Source organism: Hyphomicrobium sp. DY-1 (genome assembly GCF_047497105.1).
Lineage (GTDB): Bacteria > Pseudomonadota > Alphaproteobacteria > Rhizobiales > Hyphomicrobiaceae > Hyphomicrobium_B.
Map to the genome: position 1 here is coordinate 3,666,274 of NZ_CP134870.1, position 17,103 is coordinate 3,683,376.

Consider the following 17,103-nt stretch of genomic DNA (forward strand, 5'->3'; position numbering starts at 1 on the left):
CGTGCACGAAAGCTGGGTTGGCTGTGTTGGCCAACCCACCTCAAGGGAGCCGCCAATAATGCCGGTTTACGATTATGATTGTCCCAGTTGCGGACCGTTCTCAATTCTACGTTCGATGTCTGAGTTCGAGTTGCCGCACGATTGCCCGGATTGTGGGACCGAGGCGCCGCGAGCGATTTTAACAGCACCCGCCATAGCGGGAATGAGCCGGGCTCGTCGCGTTGCAGCCGAGACAAACGAGCGCTCATCGCACGAACCGCGAAAGTCAAAAGGGCATGCGCCGGGGTGCGGCTGCTGTTCCAAGGCGAAAGCCAAGCCAAAACAAGACGGCGGGACCGCGATGAAGAGTTTTCCTTCGTCCCGCCCCTGGATGATCAGTCACTAATCCTGCGATTCAGCAGCTGTTCGCAGCGGTCTGTAGGTTACGGATGGATCATAGCCCGACACCAAAGAAGAACGCGAAAACGCGCCGGGGGGCGAACTCGCACGATAGTGGCCAGTGTGCTGTTTCGGATATGCGGCGGCCCGGCGCTTCTTGGTGCGCTCGCGATCCGATCTTGGGTGTTGGATATCTCAGCTCTGCGCGTTGCCGGACGTCGATGTCAACGAGGACCACAAAGTTTCTGACGGATTGGCTGCGGTGGCACGTCGTGGGGCGTGTCGCGAGCGCCGAGGACATTCCCGCGCTCGCTGCGAAGTGTCTTCATGATGCTTGGAGCGAAGGCATATCTCGATACGATCTCGAAGGCGCCGTTGGCTCGCTCGAGGACTGTATTCGCGAGGGCCTGCTTCAGGTCAAGAAGTGAGCGCCACTAATTTTGCGGGCCGATCTTGGACCGTGCATGCCTATAACTTTGCTTTGCGACGCATGAAATCCGTTATCTGGGCGGCGATAAACGTGCTGTGCGTGGCGGTCGCGAAGTGGCCGCTGTCGACGAACTTGATTTCTGCGTCAGGAATATCGCGCTTGAATGCTTCGGCGCCGGGAGGAATGAAAAAGAGATCGTTCTTGCCCCAGACCGCCAGCAGCGGCGGCTTGTTTTGCCGTAAGTATTTCTGCCAAGCCGGGTAGAGCGCAACGTTGTTGCGGTAATCGTAGAAGAGATCGAGCTGAATCTCATCGATGCCCGGCCGCTGAAGATAGGCGTAATCGAGCATATAGCCGTCCGGAGACACCAAGCCCGCATCGGCGCCGTGGAGATACTGGTCTTTTGTTGCGTCCAGAGTGAGCACGGCGCGCAGCGCGTTGCGGTTTTCAAGTGAAGCGTCTTTCCAGTACGCCCGGATGGGTTTCCATGCGTCGCCCAATCCTTCTTCGTAGGCGTTACCATTCTGGGTGATCAGCGCGCCGACACGTTCGGGGTGCGCGGCGGCAATGCGGAAGCCAGTCGGTGCGCCGTAATCGAACAGGTAAAGTGCATATCTCTTCAGGCCTAACGCATCAGTGAAGCCATCGATGGTCTTGGCCAGATTGTCGAACGTATAGGTGTAATGCTCACGATCGGGTGCTTTCGTCAGACCGAAGCCCGGCAGGTCCGGTGCGATCAGGCGGAATGGGCCTGCGAGTTGAGGAATGAGGTCACGGAACATGTGACTGCTCGTCGGATAGCCGTGAAGCAGCAGGATGACTGGCGCATCTGCAGGACCGGCATCGCGGTAGAAGACTTCGACATCGCCAATCTTCACCGTTTTATAATGAACGGAATTCGTAGGAACGGAATTGCCTGACGTCACGATGTCTCTCGCATTGACGGCACTCGCGCGCAATGTCAGCCCGGCGGTGGCGGCTGCGGCTCCAAAAATTTTCAGCGCAACTCTGCGATCGGTCTCCGTCAGCATGTTCAACCTCCATTGAAACTAGGTAGGGAGGTAGGCGATTTGCACTTGCGCCTAAGCCGGAGATGTTGGGAGACACAAATCCAGATTTCGGAAGGGGACACGGCAGCCTCGCGCTTCGCATGCTTATGTTTTTAGAGATGGTGCGGGGTAGCCGTGGACTGGGCGTCGAACAAGGCGATATGTTTTGTTGTGTCTCGACCGGGTTCGCGTTTGCCCAGCATGGTAAATCGTGCGAATTCGCAAGTCGTGATCGATATTTGAAAGATTATCGTCGCAGTTGCAGGATATCGCTGCGCTAAGCCACTGCATACTTTCATCGCAAGCAATAGCGAGGTCTCAATGTCAGACTCTCACCGATCACCGCCACTTGGTTCGTTGGCCTTGATCGCTGTCGTCATCGCAGGCGGCGCGGCAGCGTTCGCCTACACGGCCGGCTGGTTTTCACCACACCGCCTCACTCCGATGAAAATGGTCGAGGCTTTTGCCCCGCCTGGGGGTCCGGCTCTGGGCCATCGCCGTAACCACGCCAAAGGCATCTGCTTTACTGGTGAGTTCGAAGCGAACGGCGCGGGCAGCGAAATCTCGAAGGCAGTTGTTTTCGAGAAGGGGGAGTATCCTGTCGTCGGGCGCTTCAATCTAGGTACTCAGGACCCTAATGTAGATGACGCTACTGTTCGTGTTCGCGGCATCGGTCTGCAGATAACAACTCCGGATGGGCAGGTCTGGCGAAGCGCCATGATCGATCCGCCATTCTTCCCGGTTTCGACGCCGCAAGCGTTCTACGATTTGCTGAAAGCATCGAAGGACAAGGCTGCGGACGCGATGAAAAACTTTATAGCGGCCAATCCCGAATTTTCGCATTTTGCTTCGTGGGCGGGTAGCGCGCCGTGGACAGCGAGTTACGCCGAGGAGCCCTACAACAGCCTAAACAGTTTCGTGATGACAAACAAAGAGGGCGAGCAGAAGACAGTTCGATGGGGGATCGTGCCGGAAGCGCGAGTCGTTACGGTCTCGCAGGATGACCTGAAAAAGCTCGGGCCGAATTTTCTCGACGTTGATATCGCCAAGCGTGTTGCGGCTGCGCCTCAACGCTGGAAGCTGGTGGTGATCGTTGCAAATCCAGGAGATCCGACAGCAGATCCAAGCAAGGAGTGGCCTGCCGACCGCCGCAAGATCGATGTCGGCACGCTGACGGTTACGAAAATCGAACCGGAGGCGGACGGTCCATGTCGTGAGATCAACTTCGATCCAACCGTTTTGCCGACGGGCATTACGACATCCGACGATCCGTTCCCGGCCGCGCGGTCGGCGGCGTATATGAAGTCATATGATCTGCGTACGGCTGAATCGAAGTACTATCCCCGCACCGCGACTGGAGAAAAGCAATGACCGGAGAAACGCCGCGTTTCAATCCATTGCAGCGCCTTCTGCATTGGGTGATGGCCGTTTGCATTCTAGCGATGCTGTTCATCGGCGTGGGGATGCTCTCGACCGTCACACCAAAGTTTTTGCCGCTGATGGAGACGCACAAATCGCTCGGTGTCGTCATCCTCGTGCTCGTGCTCATTCGGCTTGCGGTACGGTTGCGGTACGGCGCGCCCGCATTGCCGAAGGATTTGCCGGAGCCGATGAAGCTCGCGGCAGAACTGTCTCACTACGCACTCTATGCGCTGATGATCGCGATGCCGTTGCTTGGATTGGCGCTGTTGTTTACCGCAGACTATCCTGTCGTGATCTTTGGGCGTGCCTGGGTTCCGCAGATGCTGCCGCAAAGCGACAGTCTTCATACCCTGTTCTGGAACGCCCACTACTATCTGGCGTTTTGTTTCTTTGCACTGGTTCTGCTGCATATCGCGGCGGCGCTGTATCACGCGCTCGTCCGGCGTGACGGCGTGTTCGAGTCAATGGCCTCTGTGTCGACGCATCATCAGTCGGCTCCTGCCGCCGAGTGAGGGCGTGAAGGACATCTGAGGACGCGTCGTCCGCCAACCTACGATGGGTCTTCCTGCAAATGTCGGCAGGGACGCCCATCGCGTTTTTATATCTCTCCATGTCGAGACACATGGAATCCCTATGCCGGTGTTCCTAGTTTGATGGCAAAGCGCCCACTACTGGAGGCGGCCATGGAAAAAGACCTCGAAAGCGTCCCGACGGCGTCCGATGTGCCTTCTTGCATTGAGGCATGTGCAGAGTGGTCTGACAGCGAACTCAAGGATGCGCCCGCCCACGCTGTGGATTGGTCGCCGCGGACCATCGGCCTGACAGACGATCAGATGCGGAGTGCTGCGATGCTCTTTGGCGTGATCATTCTGTTCTTTGCCGGGATCGGAATCGCTTTAACGGAATTCATGTCGGCTGAACGGCAAGTGGCGCTTATGGATTGCGTTCAAATCGTTGGCGATACCGAGCGACTCGCTTGCTACGATAAAGCGGCAACGCAATCGTCGGCGCCTTTCAAGGGGGGATCGCCCTTTCCCACTTATTCCCGACCGGACGTCGATGGTGGCTAAGGGCTTTTCTCTATCCGGCAAACGGTTGCAGGAAGCTGACGCTATCGTCGCTGTGAAATGTCTCGCGTGAGGCTCGAAAGAAGCCTTAGTTCCCGCATTTTGAGGGATTTTTTCCCGTAAATTTCAATTCCGTTGCCACAATGCCACGGGAGGGTTGGGAATGCGGCAGCCGGGAAAAAGTCAGCCTGTGCATCGGATTGACCCTCCCAACCAAAATCCATTTTGCTGACTTTGGGGAAAATGGTCCGAGTCGAGACCAAAGGGGAAGTTCGCGTTGCAATGCCTGCCAGGGAAGCGGGGATTGTGATGCGCAGAAAAGGGAACCGGGGGATGATGCGTCAGTTAATGGCTTCGGCCGCGGCTGTGGCGCTGTTTGCAGCCAGCGGAACGGCCGTTGTTTTTGCTCAGGATGCGGACGGGACGGCTGCAGGGCAGCCAGCGCCTCAGCAAGGTCAACAGCTTCCGCAGGTCGAGGTAATTCAGGGACAGCCCAAGCCGAAGCCGACGCAAGCAAAGAAGGCCACCAAGCCAAAGGCCAAACCCTCCACCGCGGCGGCGGTAACGGCTCCATCCGCAGCGCCGGATACGACGGGATTTGCGACCGAGAGTTCGCAGGAGTTTGCTGCTTCGCCTGAATCGAACACGGTGAAGATGTCGCCGGTCGGCGGCACGATCCCGGTCGATAAGGTGCCGGGCAGCGTCTATCAGATGAATTCGGAAGCGCTCAAACGTGGCGAGCAGGTCATTCTGCAGGACGCCCTAACGAGCCAGATCCCGGGCCTCATCGTCAACGATCTTCAGGGCAACCAATTCCAGACCAACATTCAGTTTCGCGGGTTTGAAGCGTCGCCTGTCAACGGCGTCCCGCAGGGACTTGCGGTCTATCAGAACGGCGTCCGCATCAACGAGTCGTTCGGCGATATCGTCAACTGGGACTTCCTGCCCTCGAACGCGATCAACAACGTCGCGGTTGTCGTCGGCAATCCGGTGTTCGGACTTAACGCTCTGGGCGGCGCCGTCGTCGTCGATATGAAGGACGGCTTCAATTACCAGGGCTGGGACGTCGATACGATGTTCGGCTCGTTCGGACGCAAGCAAGTCTCGACTGAAGCCGGATACCGGAGCGGTAATTGGGCGGCATACGGCGCGTTTGAAGCCATCGATGATGATGGGTTCCGCGATTTCTCCGATGCGCAAATCCGCCGAGGCTACTTCGATGTCGGCGTGAAGGGCGATAACGCCGAATTTCATTTCAACTTCACCGGCGCAGACAACAATGTCGGCGTTACGGCCGCAGCGCCTGAGCAGCTTCTCGATATCAGCCGCAGCCTGACGTTCACGTCACCGCAGACGACCGAAAACACGCTGCAGATGTACTCGGTCAACGGCAAGGTGCGGGCGACCGATACGTTGACGCTGTCCGGCGTGACCTACTATCGCCATTTCAATCAGAAGCATCTCGACGGTAACCTGTTCGACGATCCGGAAGAATGCGGCGGCGCCGAAGCTGGGACGCTGTGTTCCGGAGACGATCAGGTTCTCAATGCCGCCAACGGCAATCCGATCCCATTTACGGATAACGTTTACGGCTCGATCGACCAGACGTCGCAAAATGCCGATACCGCTGGTGTCACGCTGCAGGCTCAAGAGAACGCTAAGCTCTTCGGCCACACCAACCAGTTCATCGTTGGTGTCAGCTACGATCATGGCCGCGTCGCCTATACGGCGAAGAGCGAACTTGGCTTCATGGAGCCCAAGTTCGTCGTCGACGGGCAAGGCATCATCATGACCGGTACGGATGATTTCAATCCGCGCTCGCTCACGACGACCAATGATTATTTCGGCGCTTATTTCACGAACACGTTCGACATCACCGACCAGTTGGCTTTGACCGTGGGCGGACGTTACAACTTTGCGCGAATTGAAATCGAGAATACCGGCAGTCCGGAAAATGATGAACTCAACGGGATCAACAAGTACAACCGCTTCAATCCATCCGCGGGCTTGACCTATAAGTTCTCGCCGGGTCTCAACTGGTACGGCGGGTACTCGGAAGCCAATCGTGCTCCGACTGCAGCCGAACTCGCTTGCGCGGATCCTGAAAACCCGTGCTTGATCGAAAGCTTCCTGACGGCCGATCCCCCGCTGAAGCAAGTTGTCTCCCATACCTGGGAAACGGGGTTCCGCGGGACGATCAAGAACTGGCAGGATCGTTCGCAGTGGGATTGGGGCATCGGCCTGTTCCGTACTCTCAACACTGACGACATTTTCAACGCTGCCTCGACCGATGTCGGGCACGGCTACTTCCAGAACGTCGGCAAGACGCTGCGTCAGGGCGTCGAAGCAAATATCGCGTACCGCACACAACGTGTCTTCGCTTACGCGAATTACACCTATACGGACGCCACGTTCGATTCGAGCGCGATCTTCCCATCACCGAATAATCCGCTGCCGGGCAATGTTTCGTGCGGCGAAGCTGGTGGTGGGGATGATGAAGACGGTCCCGGTAACTGCTTCCTAGTTCATAAAGGTGACCGGCTTCCTGGCGTCCCGGCGCACACATTCAAAGCCGGTGTCGATTACTGGATGACGCAAAAGTGGAAAGTCGGGGCGGATTTGGTGGCTGCCAGCGACCAGATTTTCTTCGGTGACGAAGCAAATCTCAATCGTCCGCTGGCGGGCTATGCAAAAGTCAATCTGCACACGTCCTACGACGTCACGGATCACGTGCAGATATATGGCCTGTTCGAGAACCTCTTCGACAAAGATTATAATATCTACGGAACGTATTTCAGCGTGGACGACGCCAACGATCTGACGCCGGCTACCGGCGTCACCTTCAATGAGAACAATCCCCGGACTGTCGTCCCGGCCATTCCGTTCGCAGCCTATGGCGGCGTAAAAGTGAAGTTCTAGACTACTGTACCTCTAAGACCTATCCCGAAACTCGATGCGGCGGACCCCAAAGTCCGCCGCTTCTTTGTTTTCTGCCCTGGACAGCGACGAAGCACTCAGAATTTACCGTCCGCCATGTGAAACACAGTCAGGCAGATGACGGCGGTGAGAACGAACAGCAGGGTGATGGCGATCTTGTCCATATGAGCACTCCTAATAGGTTATATATCGAAGCATCCTCTTTATATGATCGTCCCGGTGGGGAGAAGTTCGGTGACAGCAGGTGCCATGAGTGCGGCTGTTACAGCGCGTTGGGCGATCAAGGAGCGCGCCTTTGGCGGTCGCTGCGGCCTAGTCCAAATAGCCGATAATTGCTTTGCGGCCATTGTACCAATTTGCAGAGCAGCGTTCATCAGAGCGCCATGTGCCGGCCGATAAGGTACGGGACGCCGCGGGATGTCTGCGAAGGAACAAAAAGTGACGGAAATATATAATTGCTCCCCCATGTCGCTGGTGCAGTCCGTTCCTACATCTCCCTGCGTTGCACAATACTTGGCCGATGTCGGCTAATTACAGCGGAGGCGATCCCATGAACCGGGAAGAACAGCAACTAATTGAAGATTTGTTTTCCCGCCTGCGCAGCTATGGAGGCTCGGGCGGCAAGGATCCGGAAGCCGAGGGCTTGATCAACGATCTCATTCGCAGGTCGCCGGATGCCCCTTACTACCTAGCCCAGACGGTCATTATTCAGCAGCAGGCGCTCGAGCGGGCGGAAGCCCGTATGCGCGACCTGGAGGAAGCAGCGGCGCGTCAGCAGCAATCTGCGTCGGGTCGCGGCAGTTTCCTTTCTGGTGGATCGGTTCCGTCGGCCGGTGCCCGCTTTGGTGGCCTTGGCGGTTCTGCGCCGGAGCCGCAGCGCGGACCGGAGCCGATGCCGCCTCCGCAGCAGTCGCGTAGCCCTTGGGGCTCTGCGGCCCAATCCGGAGGGGGCGGCGGTTTCCTGTCATCAGCTCTATCGACAGCAGCGGGCGTCGCCGGTGGCGTTTTCCTGGCGGATGGAATCCGCAGCCTGTTCGGTGGTGGCAACGCCTACGCCTCGGGCGGTGGGACAAACGCCAACGATCAAGCGACCATCGACAGTTTACAGGATCAACTGCAAGACGCTCGCGACGATGACAAGCAAGATCAGAAAGACCTTGCTGCAGATGACGCCGAGCTCGATCGGATGCAAGACGTCCAGGATGACGACTACGACGATACGTGGACCGATGACGACAGCATGGATGTCTAACGTTCAGTACGCTAACTGACGTTTCCGCTCATCGTGCGATGGCAAGTACGATGAGCGGCAACAAAAGTGCGGCAGCGATCCCGCCGATGAAGACGGCGCGCTGCCAGGGTTGTTTCAAGATGATTTCGCCCTGCGATGCCTTTTCCGCCGGGTAGGCCGGGATGTCCGGCTTTTTCTTGGTTTGTGCCATTATGGTCAGTCCAGGTTTCGCGTCCTTATTGGAATAATCCGCGGACGCGCTTTTCGTTGCTTCGCAAATTGGGGATGGCGGATTTCTACCGCCTGCCGACGGCTAAGCTTCGCTTCGTCCGCGCGCTTACAAAATCGTCACACACGCTTTGCGGGAAAAATCGGAACCGCCTTACTGCGGGACCGTTGGCCAAGCAGTTGTCGAGCTGCGTGTTGAAAAGCGCGGCGCGTGGCCGGCGGCAGTGGCCTGAAACAGAGCAGGCGACCTGAAACACGAAAGCAAAAAGGTAGTTGTGATGGCTCAAGAGGACAGAACATCAAAACGCGGCTTTGCTTCGATGGATGAAGCCAAGCAGCGCGAGATCGCCCGGAAAGGCGGCGCAAGCGTTCCCGATCATGAGCGCAGCTTTTCGAAGAATCACGATCTTGCCGTGTCCGCCGGCCGCAAAGGCGGCCACGAGAGCGGCGGCAATTTCAAGCACGATCCGAAGCGCGCTGCCGAAGCCGGACGGAAAGGCGGCCAGCACTGATGGTGTGAGCGTGATTATTGGAGACCATAGCGCGAGGCCGGAGCGATGCTCCGGCCTTGTCGCGTTTCATCGTCAGGCGCTGCTCGAAGCGGTCAACCATTTCGGATTGAACCAGCGGTCGGCTGGGCCATCGTACGGGAGACGAGTAACGTCCCAATGGCTCACATATTTGGCGTAGATGTCCCAGACAGGCGGGCCGCCGCCGATGAAGACGACGCGGCCGGCGAACTGCTTCAGTGTCTCTTCTGGGTCCATGTGGGAACGCAGGACAACGAGCGTGCGATCGGTACGTGCAAATTCGGGGACAGCGCCGATGGTCTTCGGCCCGGCCATTAAAACATGGCCGCGGGTGATATCGAAAAAGCGCGCGACATCGGCGACGTATTCCGGATCTGTATTACCCTCCCAGGGGAGTTGGCCATGAAGGCCGAGTTGGCCCGATTGGCCAATCGCGCAGATGACCCGCACGATCGTTTCCTGCATTTTGCACTTCCTTCAATCAATCGTTCAGCACGCGTCGATCCCACGCAATGGGCGTGGGCGTCTATTCGCGCAACTGCCTTCTCTGTGTGAAATTCGCCGAAGGATGTAAAGGCCGGGCCGCGTCGTCAGCGCAGCAGATAGCGGATGACCCAATCGGATGTGCGGTTGAAAGGCGGGCGCAACAGACCCCCAAGGTTCCAGCGGCTTTGCTCGAAGACGCCCTTCGCGTGGCTAAGCGATTTAAACCCTTCGATACCGTGATAGGCGCCCATGCCGGACATGCCGATGCCGCCGAACGGCAGCGTGTTCTGAACGTAATGCATCAAGGTATCGTTGACGGTGACGTTGCCTGAGGTCGTGCGTGTGAGAACCTTCAGCCGATCCTCGCTGCTGTTGCCGAAATAATAAAGCGCGAGCGGCCGGGGCCTGTGGTTGATGTAGGCAATGGCTTCATCGAGCGTGCGATACGTCACGATGGGCAGAATCGGCCCAAAGATTTCTTCGCGCATGATCGCCATGTCGTCGGTCACGTTCAGGACAATCGCGGAAGGGAGCTTTCGCGTCAGGACAGCGGTTTGAGGCCCAGTCTGGATGACGCGAGCGCCTTTGTTCTCGGCATCTTCGAGGAGACGGCGGAGACGGGTGTAATGTCTCGCGCTCGCAATGGCGGAGTAGTTCTTGTCGGCGGCGCCGTCGGGATAAAATGTTGCTGCCGTTGCGTCGTAGCTGGCGACGAATGATGCAGCGTCTTTCTCGTGCACGAGCACGTAGTCGGGAGCAATGCAGGTCTGACCGGCATTCGCAAGTTTGCCATAGGCGACGCTGCTGGCCGCGGTCTCGATATCGGCGTCTGGCCCGATGAGCGTCGGTGATTTGCCACCGAGTTCCAACGTTACCGGAACGAGGTTTTCGGCGGCTTCCCGCATGACCATGCGGCCGACCTGAGCGCTGCCGGTGAAGACGAGATGATCGAAGGGGAGGCGCGAGAAGGCGGCGCCAAGCTCCGGGCCGCCGGTGACGACGGCCACTTGGTCTTCCGGGAAGATATCACGTAATGTCGATTTCAAGAGTTCGCTCGTCGCGACCGTTAGCTCCGAGGGCTTTAGGATCGCGCGGTTGCCAGCCGCAATTGCGGACAGCAGTGGCATGATGGCGAGCGAGAGCGGATAGTTCCACGGCGACACGATTCCGACGACGCCGAGCGGCTGGTAATGGACGCGGGCGCGACCGGGAATGAAGTGGAGCGAGATGCGCCGTTTCTCTGGCCGCATCCATTTTGCGACGTTGCGGCGAAGGAAGTTGATGGCCTGGATGATGGGAATGACTTCCATGATCCGGGTTTCGTATGCGGACCGGTAGCCGAAATCCTTGCTGATGGCGGCTTCGAATTGAGCGCGGCGCGCGAGCAATGCGCGTTTGAGCTTGCGAAGGTCGGCTCGGCGCTGTGCAGCAGACGGCGGCCCGTCGCGCATGAACGCGGCTCGCTGCTTCGCCAGCAGCGGGCTCAGCAGGAAGTCATCTTTGACCGGGAATTGAGCAGTCATTAATCGGTCTCCAATGTAGACGGTGAGAACATATAGCGATTCAGGACGCTACGTTTCTCCGTCGACACGAGTTTTTGGGCTTTCGCCTTCGGCATCGTCCGCGTGCGATTATGCCCAACGACCATACGATCGTGGCGATCTCAAGCGCGCATTAATTGAAACGCCGCTCGGTATGCTTGTGGACGGGATAGCCGGCAATTTACCCTGCGCGAAGTGGCGCAGCCACCGGCGCGGCACCGGAATTTCGTAAATAAGATCCTCGCCAGCAATGCGGCGGCTTCACTCTGAGATTGTTGCAGATTTTATTTGCAACTCTTTGGTGAGCGATGCTCAACAGTAAAAATGCGCGCTAAGGGAAAGCGGCTGGTCCGGGACCACGAGTCTATTCGAGCAATGGCGGTCAGGGTACGCAGCGATCAAGCGGCGATGTCGAGCGTGCCGAGAACCCACTTCTCGTACTCATCGCTCAGATCCTGCAGCCACTGCTTGGGCACAGTGTTGATCTTCTTGCCGCCGTTATTGGTGCGGACAGGAAGCGTCACGAGGATCTGCTTGTAGCCATTCTCCATCGGGGGCGAGGAGATCGTGCCGCCGATGTGGCCAATCGAGAGTGCGGCGCGGAGATAGTCGCTGGCGCGCTTCGGCGCGGTGTGCAGTGGCGCCGTAAAGAGCACGCAATCCTGAATCGCACGCTGAGGTTCGCAGTTGCGCAGTTCGAAGTGGAGTTCCACGCTGGCGTCTTCGCTGTTGCGCGTATCGCTCTTGATGTTGACCTGAACCGTACTGCCGGACGACGGCCAGAGGCTCATCGGCTCCATCAGCTGGATCATGATCTTTTGCATCGTCGTCGGGTCGGCGGCGACGATTATCTCAGGCTTATCGGCATTTACAAAGATCTGCTGTGCGCCAATCTCGCGATTGATTGCTTCCGCGCACGACGTCACGATCGAGACGATGTCGGCGTCGTGGCCCGGACCGATATCGGCATGCAGCGTTTCGCGTGACAGTTCTTCAGAAAGATCGATGGCGCGCTGGGTTTCCTCGACAGGAATGCGCCAGTGGTCGCGAATACGAAGCTGCGACCAGAGTTTCTGCGCGGACGGGCGCCACGACGTCTCGGCGATCGCGTCCTTCAGGTAGTGATACATCGTCAGGGGGGCGTTGTTATACGGCAGTAGCCCCGAGAGCATCGCAAGATCGTTCATGCGATCGCGCAGCAACGTACGATGCAACGCGCTGAGCTTGTCGCGCAGAAGCAAATCGTATTCGTTCTTCAGCAGATAGAACGTGATCGCCTGCTCGATTTCGGCTTCGAGAACGCGTAGGTCCCAGGGTTTCGAGATGTAACGGAGGATCTCGCCCTTGTTGACCGCATCAATGGCGCTGTCGAGATCGGCGTAAGCCGTCGTTAGCATGCGGATGATGTCGGGCCGTTCATTGCGGATCCGATTCAGCAGGCTGACGCCGCTGCGGCCGGGCATACGCTGATCGGAAATAACCAGTCCGATGTTGTGATTGCCGGACAGGATCAAGGTTTCGGCTTCGTCGGCGCTTGTCGCGGTCAGTACATCGTACTTCGCGCCAAACGCCTTTTTGAAGTATTTGACTGCCTGCGGTTCATCATCGACGATGAGAATCTCGACGGGCTGGTCAATACGAAACGACTCCATGGGAGACCTGGTCTTCTCTTTCCGACGCGATCGGCAAGTTGAAACGGAACTCGGTCCACTCTCCAAGACTACTCTTAACACTCAGTGAACCGCCGTGGTTGGCGATGATCCGGTGGCTGACCGCCAAGCCTAAGCCCATGCCTTCGCCGACGTCCTTGGTGGAGAAGAACGGATCGAAGATCTGGCTTTGGATTTTCGGGTCTATGCCGGTGCCGTTGTCGCGGACGGAAACGATGATTTCATTGCCTTCGACGGCTGTCGTGATCGAGATTTCAGGCTTTCGCTGCTCTTCGACGGTGCGAACGGCCGCCACGGCATTGACGATGAGGTTGACCAGCACCTGCGCGATTGTCGATTGCGATCCAAAGACTTCACCCTGTGCGGCGATATCTTTCTTTATGGTTATTCCTTTCTGAACGTGTGCCGTAAAGCGGAGCGCGTGGTCGATAGCGGACTCGATATGGAACGGCCGCGGATGCTCCGGGCGGTGGGGCGCCGTGAAGCCGCGAAGGTCGGTCACGACGCGATGAATGCGATCGTAGCCGGCGTGAATGTCCTTCAACGTGTCGGCGGTATCGGGATCGGATTGAATCGTCGGATCGCGGGCGGCGAGCTGCAGCGCGGTGCCCATGAAGTTCAGCGGATTGCCGATTTCATGCAGCAAGCCGGCGGCCATCGTGCCGAGCGCGCTCAGGCGTGCGTTCTGGACGAGGGCAGCCTCGGTTTCACGCAACTGCTGCAAGCTCTGCTTCAACTCGGCGTTGGTTCGGTGCAGGTCGCTTTCGAGCTGGGCGGCACGGATGAGGTTTGCGATGCGCGAGCGGACTTCCAGTCCGCTGAACGGTTTGATTAGGAAGTCGTCGGCGCCGTGCTTCAGCGCGATGATCTTGGCGTCCTCGTCGACGCGTGCCGTCAAGACGATGATCTTGATGGCACGCGTTTCCGCGCGCTCTTTCAGAGATCGGCAAACCTCCAAGCCGCTGACGCCGGGCAGCATGACGTCAAGCAGGATGAGGTCGGGTTTTTCCTGCTTGGCTTTTTCCAGCGCGCTGATGCCATCGGGTGCTTCAATGACACGATAACTTTCGCGCAGCATCGATACGAGGTAGCGGCGCATGTCGGGCTCGTCGTCAACGACGAGAAGGAGGGGAAGCTCGGATCGTCCGTCGAGCTGATTGGCGGCGTTTGACGCCGTCCGATCCGGCGTCAAGCTGGGGTTCTCGGAAACCATTATTGCTCGCGCGGAAGCTTTGCGGTCGAAGGCCCGCAATGGATCGTCAGCGAGGCGATCGGGCTTCTCTTCGGAGTTGGTCATGTCAAATTGCGTACCCTCAAGGGCGTGAGGAAAACGTAAAACGAATGTCGTGCCGTGGCCCGTATCGCTGGTGGCGGTGACGTCGCCACCGTGGCGGGTCATCAGCTCGCGTACCAATGCCAAGCCGAGACCGAGGCCCTGATGGCGTCGCGTCGCGGAGCCATCGACCTGATAGAAACGATCGAAAATATGCGGAAGCTGCTCGGCCGGGATGCCGATGCCGGTATCGGAGACTTTGACCGTCACGAAGTTTTCTTCGCGGACTGCTGAAATATCGATCCGGCCTTCGGGCGGCGTAAACTTGATGGCGTTGGCGATGACGTTGCTGACGATCTTCTCAAGCGCATCCTGATCGGCGTTGATCAGCAGGTCGCCTGGCGGTTCCTGCAGATCGAGATGAACGCCTTTTAGCGCTGCGAGATGCTTCATCGAGGCAGCGGTGTGCTTCAGGAAGTGGCCCATGTCGATCGGCCTCTTCGCGAGCGTGGCCCGACCTTCCTCCAAGCGAATGAGGCTCAGAATGTCGTTGACGAGGCGCAGCAGTCGCAGCGCGTTGTTCTCGATCACGTCCAGGAGCTGCTGTGACGACGGGCCGAGACGGGCGGCGTCGGACTTCAGCTTTTCGACCGGTGCGAGAATGAGCGTCAGCGGTGTCCGCAACTCGTGGCTGACGTTAGCGAAGAACTGGGATTTGAGGCGGTCGAGCGCCGACAGCTCCTGATGCTGGGACGCCAGCTTGTACTTTAAGCGGAATTCGTTGAAGCGCCGCCGGTAGTTGAAGTGAACGGCCGTGACCGAGATGATGCAGGTCAGGACGAGAAAATACAGGTTGTTCAGAAGCGTATTGGTGGTGTCGTGGGCGCTCGGCACGCGCGAACAGGCGATGATGTAGATGCCAAGCGTAGAAATGCAGAGCAGGGCCGCTTCGAACGGCTGCATCGGCGCCAAGACGCCGACAGCGAACAGAATAAGGAACAGGCCGTTGTAATAGGTCGAGTTGGCGCCGTCTGTGATGCCGATGATGACCGCGATCGAGGCGACCGCGATCAGTAGGCCCGCCATCGTCAGATAGCGGACGTAGACAGCCGATTTTGCCCAGAAATGCAGGGCATAGAGAATTGCGATCAGCCCGGCCGCGACGAGGCGAATAACGGTCAGCGTTCCGAGCTGATCGGCATAGGTAATGCGATCGAGCGCGATACCCGCAGGTATGAGGACGATGCCAAGGATGCAGGCGACCTTCGACTGCCTTAGCCGAAGCTCGTGCTCCTCAGCCTCGAAGGCGCGTCTCAGGTCGGTGCGGTCATCCATGCGGTCAGACGAGTGGTTTGTCGATCTCCAAGAATACGTTGATACCCGTGTCGTCTGTATAAATCTTTAGCGGCCCGAGATCTGGGGCAAGTCTTTCCATGTCTGCTTCGTCGCGCAGGACCAAGTGCCACTCCATAACGTGCTCCATCAATCCTTTCACAGGGTTTGACGAATGCACATTTGTGACAATCACCCGGCCGCCGGGTTCGCACCACTGGTAGAAGAGGCGTACCAATTTGGTGCAGACGCGATCGGAAAGGTAATCAAAGAGGCCGGCGCAGTAGATGATGTCATAGGTTTTGGCAGCTTCGGGCAGCTCGATGGCCTGCCGAAGAAGCTCCTGCACGGTCTTTAGGATGTAACTGACCTTCGGCGGATCGTCCTGACTGTTGGTGATCGCCTCGATCTGATTCTGGGCATAGGCAAGCGTCTCGGCATTGAAGTCGAGCAGGTCGAACGAGAAACGCTTGGCTTCCTTGTTGTTGGCAAAGAACAGCTGGAGTTCCTGAACCGGACCGCAGCCGACATTGAGGACACGCACTTCTTTATTGGCGGCTGCCGCGTCCTCGGCGGCCTTCGACAGCATCTTTTCGAGCATATAGATGCGGTTGCGATGGGCTTCCGGCGGGCCGCCGTTGAGCAGCCAATCGTTGATGATCTGGCCGTACGTAGTCTTGCCGCCGCGCTCCTTGCGGAACATCATGTTGACCATTTCGTAGTCGCCCGCATAGCCAAGCGGCTTCGAATAGACGCGATTGAAGAAAGGCGAAGCCATCATTAACGGCAGAAGATCGCGCTGGGCGAGCTGTTTGTGGTTTTCGACTTCGTCGGCTTCGAGCTGTCGGCAGGCCTTCTCAAGCTCAAGGAAGAGTTCGGTGATACGCGGCATCACCGGCGCCTTGATTTCCTCGAAGCGTTCGGCATCGAGCATCGTATTGCCTGCGCCGGGTTCGCCTTCGATGGCCAAGTCGACCTGATCGAGCCAGAAGCTCAGGTCACTCAGAAAAGACCGGAGATCGGCGACTTTCAGCTGGTAGTTCGGATCGAGCTTGTTGACCCGTTCCCATTCTTCGACAAAGCGCCCGACTTCCGATCCGAGCCCGGCGGGGTCTGAGATAATAGTGTCGATTGCCGACCATTGATTAACGAGCGTTGCGGAGACAACCACCAAGATGCTCGTTGTGACGACCCCCGTTACGACGGCGTCTCCCTGGTAGACTAGGTTCTTGCCGCGGCGCACCTTAAGGTCGCTCAATACCTCGCTTGTCTGGACGGGCGAAAATGGATTGTAAATCTCAAAAACAATGTTACGCCGCGACAGCTTTCTGAGGGTGCCCCGGAAAATAGTACCCTGGCTACTTCTAAAGGAAACCGTGCGATCAATATCTCGCTCGATGCGCAAGGGGTGTGCTCCTACAACTGAACGATGTGGACTTCGCGAACGTAAGGTTACCACAATCGTTCAGTTTTGCGCCGCGTGATTTAGAAACAGTTGAGATGATTTCTAAGCATCAATGGCTTGGCGG

Annotated in this window: 15 protein-coding genes; 8 read left to right on the top strand and 7 right to left on the bottom strand. The window is 57.8% G+C overall.

Annotation, left to right across the window (positions count from 1 at the left end; genetic code table 11):
- Nucleotides 1-58 precede the first annotated feature (58 nt).
- A complete protein-coding gene (locus RLW41_RS17695; protein WP_414462306.1) occupies nt 59-385 on the top strand; it encodes an FmdB family zinc ribbon protein in 327 nt (108 codons plus the stop codon).
- Nucleotides 386-599: 214 nt separating this feature from the next.
- A complete protein-coding gene (locus tag RLW41_RS17700; protein WP_157135409.1) occupies nt 600-806 on the top strand; it encodes a DUF768 domain-containing protein in 207 nt (68 codons plus the stop codon).
- A 40-nt stretch (nt 807-846) separates the two neighbouring features.
- Here RLW41_RS17700 and RLW41_RS17705 read toward each other — a convergent pair whose 3' ends face one another.
- Nucleotides 847-1,839, bottom strand: coding sequence for an alpha/beta fold hydrolase (locus RLW41_RS17705; protein WP_414462307.1), 993 nt, complete (start codon nt 1,837-1,839; stop codon nt 847-849).
- A 339-nt stretch (nt 1,840-2,178) separates the two neighbouring features.
- Between RLW41_RS17705 and RLW41_RS17710 the strand changes: the two genes are divergently transcribed.
- The 5 genes from RLW41_RS17710 (at nt 2,179) to RLW41_RS17730 (ending at nt 8,535) form a co-directional block, all read left to right on the top strand.
- Complete coding sequence (locus RLW41_RS17710) at nt 2,179-3,228, top strand: catalase family peroxidase (RefSeq protein WP_414462308.1); 1,050 nt, start codon at nt 2,179-2,181, stop codon at nt 3,226-3,228.
- Nucleotides 3,225-3,791, top strand: a complete 567-nt coding sequence (locus RLW41_RS17715; protein ID WP_414462309.1) for a cytochrome b — start codon at nt 3,225-3,227, stop codon at nt 3,789-3,791. Before RLW41_RS17710 ends, RLW41_RS17715 begins: the two co-directional genes overlap by 4 nt.
- Before the next feature lie 171 nt (nt 3,792-3,962).
- A complete protein-coding gene (locus RLW41_RS17720) occupies nt 3,963-4,349 on the top strand; it encodes a hypothetical protein (protein WP_414462310.1) in 387 nt (128 codons plus the stop codon).
- Between the two features lie 330 nt (nt 4,350-4,679).
- On the top strand, nt 4,680-7,265 hold the full coding sequence (locus RLW41_RS17725; protein ID WP_414462311.1) for a TonB-dependent receptor: 2,586 nt from the start codon (nt 4,680-4,682) through the stop codon (nt 7,263-7,265).
- Nucleotides 7,266-7,833: 568 nt separating this feature from the next.
- On the top strand, nt 7,834-8,535 hold the full coding sequence (locus tag RLW41_RS17730) for a DUF2076 domain-containing protein (protein WP_414462312.1): 702 nt from the start codon (nt 7,834-7,836) through the stop codon (nt 8,533-8,535).
- A 28-nt stretch (nt 8,536-8,563) separates the two neighbouring features.
- Here the strand turns inward: RLW41_RS17730 and RLW41_RS17735 are convergent, their stop codons facing one another.
- On the bottom strand, nt 8,564-8,725 hold the full coding sequence (locus tag RLW41_RS17735; RefSeq protein ID WP_409563000.1) for a hypothetical protein: 162 nt from the start codon (nt 8,723-8,725) through the stop codon (nt 8,564-8,566).
- Between the two features lie 295 nt (nt 8,726-9,020).
- Here RLW41_RS17735 and RLW41_RS17740 point away from each other — a divergent pair, with 295 nt between their 5' ends.
- Nucleotides 9,021-9,254, top strand: a complete 234-nt coding sequence (locus RLW41_RS17740) for a general stress protein (protein ID WP_013947199.1) — start codon at nt 9,021-9,023, stop codon at nt 9,252-9,254.
- A gap of 72 nt (nt 9,255-9,326) precedes the next feature.
- Here the strand turns inward: RLW41_RS17740 and RLW41_RS17745 are convergent, their stop codons facing one another.
- The 5 genes from RLW41_RS17745 to RLW41_RS17765 all read right to left on the bottom strand — a co-directional run bounded on the left by RLW41_RS17745 (nt 9,327) and on the right by RLW41_RS17765 (nt 16,832).
- Nucleotides 9,327-9,737 carry a diacylglycerol kinase gene (locus tag RLW41_RS17745; protein ID WP_409563001.1) on the bottom strand — a complete coding sequence of 137 codons (411 nt, stop codon included), beginning with the start codon at nt 9,735-9,737 and terminating at the stop codon, nt 9,327-9,329.
- Between the two features lie 125 nt (nt 9,738-9,862).
- Nucleotides 9,863-11,281, bottom strand: a complete 1,419-nt coding sequence (locus tag RLW41_RS17750; RefSeq protein ID WP_414462313.1) for a coniferyl aldehyde dehydrogenase — start codon at nt 11,279-11,281, stop codon at nt 9,863-9,865.
- Nucleotides 11,282-11,697: 416 nt separating this feature from the next.
- Nucleotides 11,698-12,951: a response regulator gene (locus RLW41_RS17755; protein ID WP_414462314.1), complete on the bottom strand. Its 1,254-nt coding sequence runs from the start codon at nt 12,949-12,951 to the stop codon at nt 11,698-11,700.
- On the bottom strand, nt 12,932-15,577 hold the full coding sequence (locus RLW41_RS17760) for an ATP-binding protein (protein WP_414462315.1): 2,646 nt from the start codon (nt 15,575-15,577) through the stop codon (nt 12,932-12,934). The genes RLW41_RS17755 and RLW41_RS17760 overlap by 20 nt, the downstream gene beginning before the upstream one ends.
- A gap of 4 nt (nt 15,578-15,581) precedes the next feature.
- The gene (locus tag RLW41_RS17765; protein WP_409563005.1) at nt 15,582-16,832 is read right to left on the bottom strand and encodes a class I SAM-dependent methyltransferase; all 1,251 of its coding nucleotides are present in this window, start codon (nt 16,830-16,832) and stop codon (nt 15,582-15,584) included.
- Between the last annotated feature and the right edge of the window lie 271 nt (nt 16,833-17,103).

Coding starts and splice junctions, on each gene's coding strand:
- RLW41_RS17720 (WP_414462310.1), top strand. CDS start 3,963: ATGGAAAAAGACCTCGAAAGCGTCCCGACGGCGTCCGATGTGCCTTCT.
- RLW41_RS17740 (WP_013947199.1), top strand. CDS start 9,021: ATGGCTCAAGAGGACAGAACATCAAAACGCGGCTTTGCTTCGATGGAT.
- RLW41_RS17710 (WP_414462308.1), top strand. CDS start 2,179: ATGTCAGACTCTCACCGATCACCGCCACTTGGTTCGTTGGCCTTGATC.
- RLW41_RS17715 (WP_414462309.1), top strand. CDS start 3,225: ATGACCGGAGAAACGCCGCGTTTCAATCCATTGCAGCGCCTTCTGCAT.
- RLW41_RS17705 (WP_414462307.1), bottom strand. CDS start 1,839: ATGCTGACGGAGACCGATCGCAGAGTTGCGCTGAAAATTTTTGGAGCC.
- RLW41_RS17755 (WP_414462314.1), bottom strand. CDS start 12,951: ATGGAGTCGTTTCGTATTGACCAGCCCGTCGAGATTCTCATCGTCGAT.
- RLW41_RS17745 (WP_409563001.1), bottom strand. CDS start 9,737: ATGCAGGAAACGATCGTGCGGGTCATCTGCGCGATTGGCCAATCGGGC.
- RLW41_RS17735 (WP_409563000.1), bottom strand. CDS start 8,725: ATGGCACAAACCAAGAAAAAGCCGGACATCCCGGCCTACCCGGCGGAA.
- RLW41_RS17695 (WP_414462306.1), top strand. CDS start 59: ATGCCGGTTTACGATTATGATTGTCCCAGTTGCGGACCGTTCTCAATT.
- RLW41_RS17730 (WP_414462312.1), top strand. CDS start 7,834: ATGAACCGGGAAGAACAGCAACTAATTGAAGATTTGTTTTCCCGCCTG.
- RLW41_RS17760 (WP_414462315.1), bottom strand. CDS start 15,577: ATGGATGACCGCACCGACCTGAGACGCGCCTTCGAGGCTGAGGAGCAC.
- RLW41_RS17750 (WP_414462313.1), bottom strand. CDS start 11,281: ATGACTGCTCAATTCCCGGTCAAAGATGACTTCCTGCTGAGCCCGCTG.
- RLW41_RS17725 (WP_414462311.1), top strand. CDS start 4,680: ATGATGCGTCAGTTAATGGCTTCGGCCGCGGCTGTGGCGCTGTTTGCA.
- RLW41_RS17700 (WP_157135409.1), top strand. CDS start 600: ATGTCAACGAGGACCACAAAGTTTCTGACGGATTGGCTGCGGTGGCAC.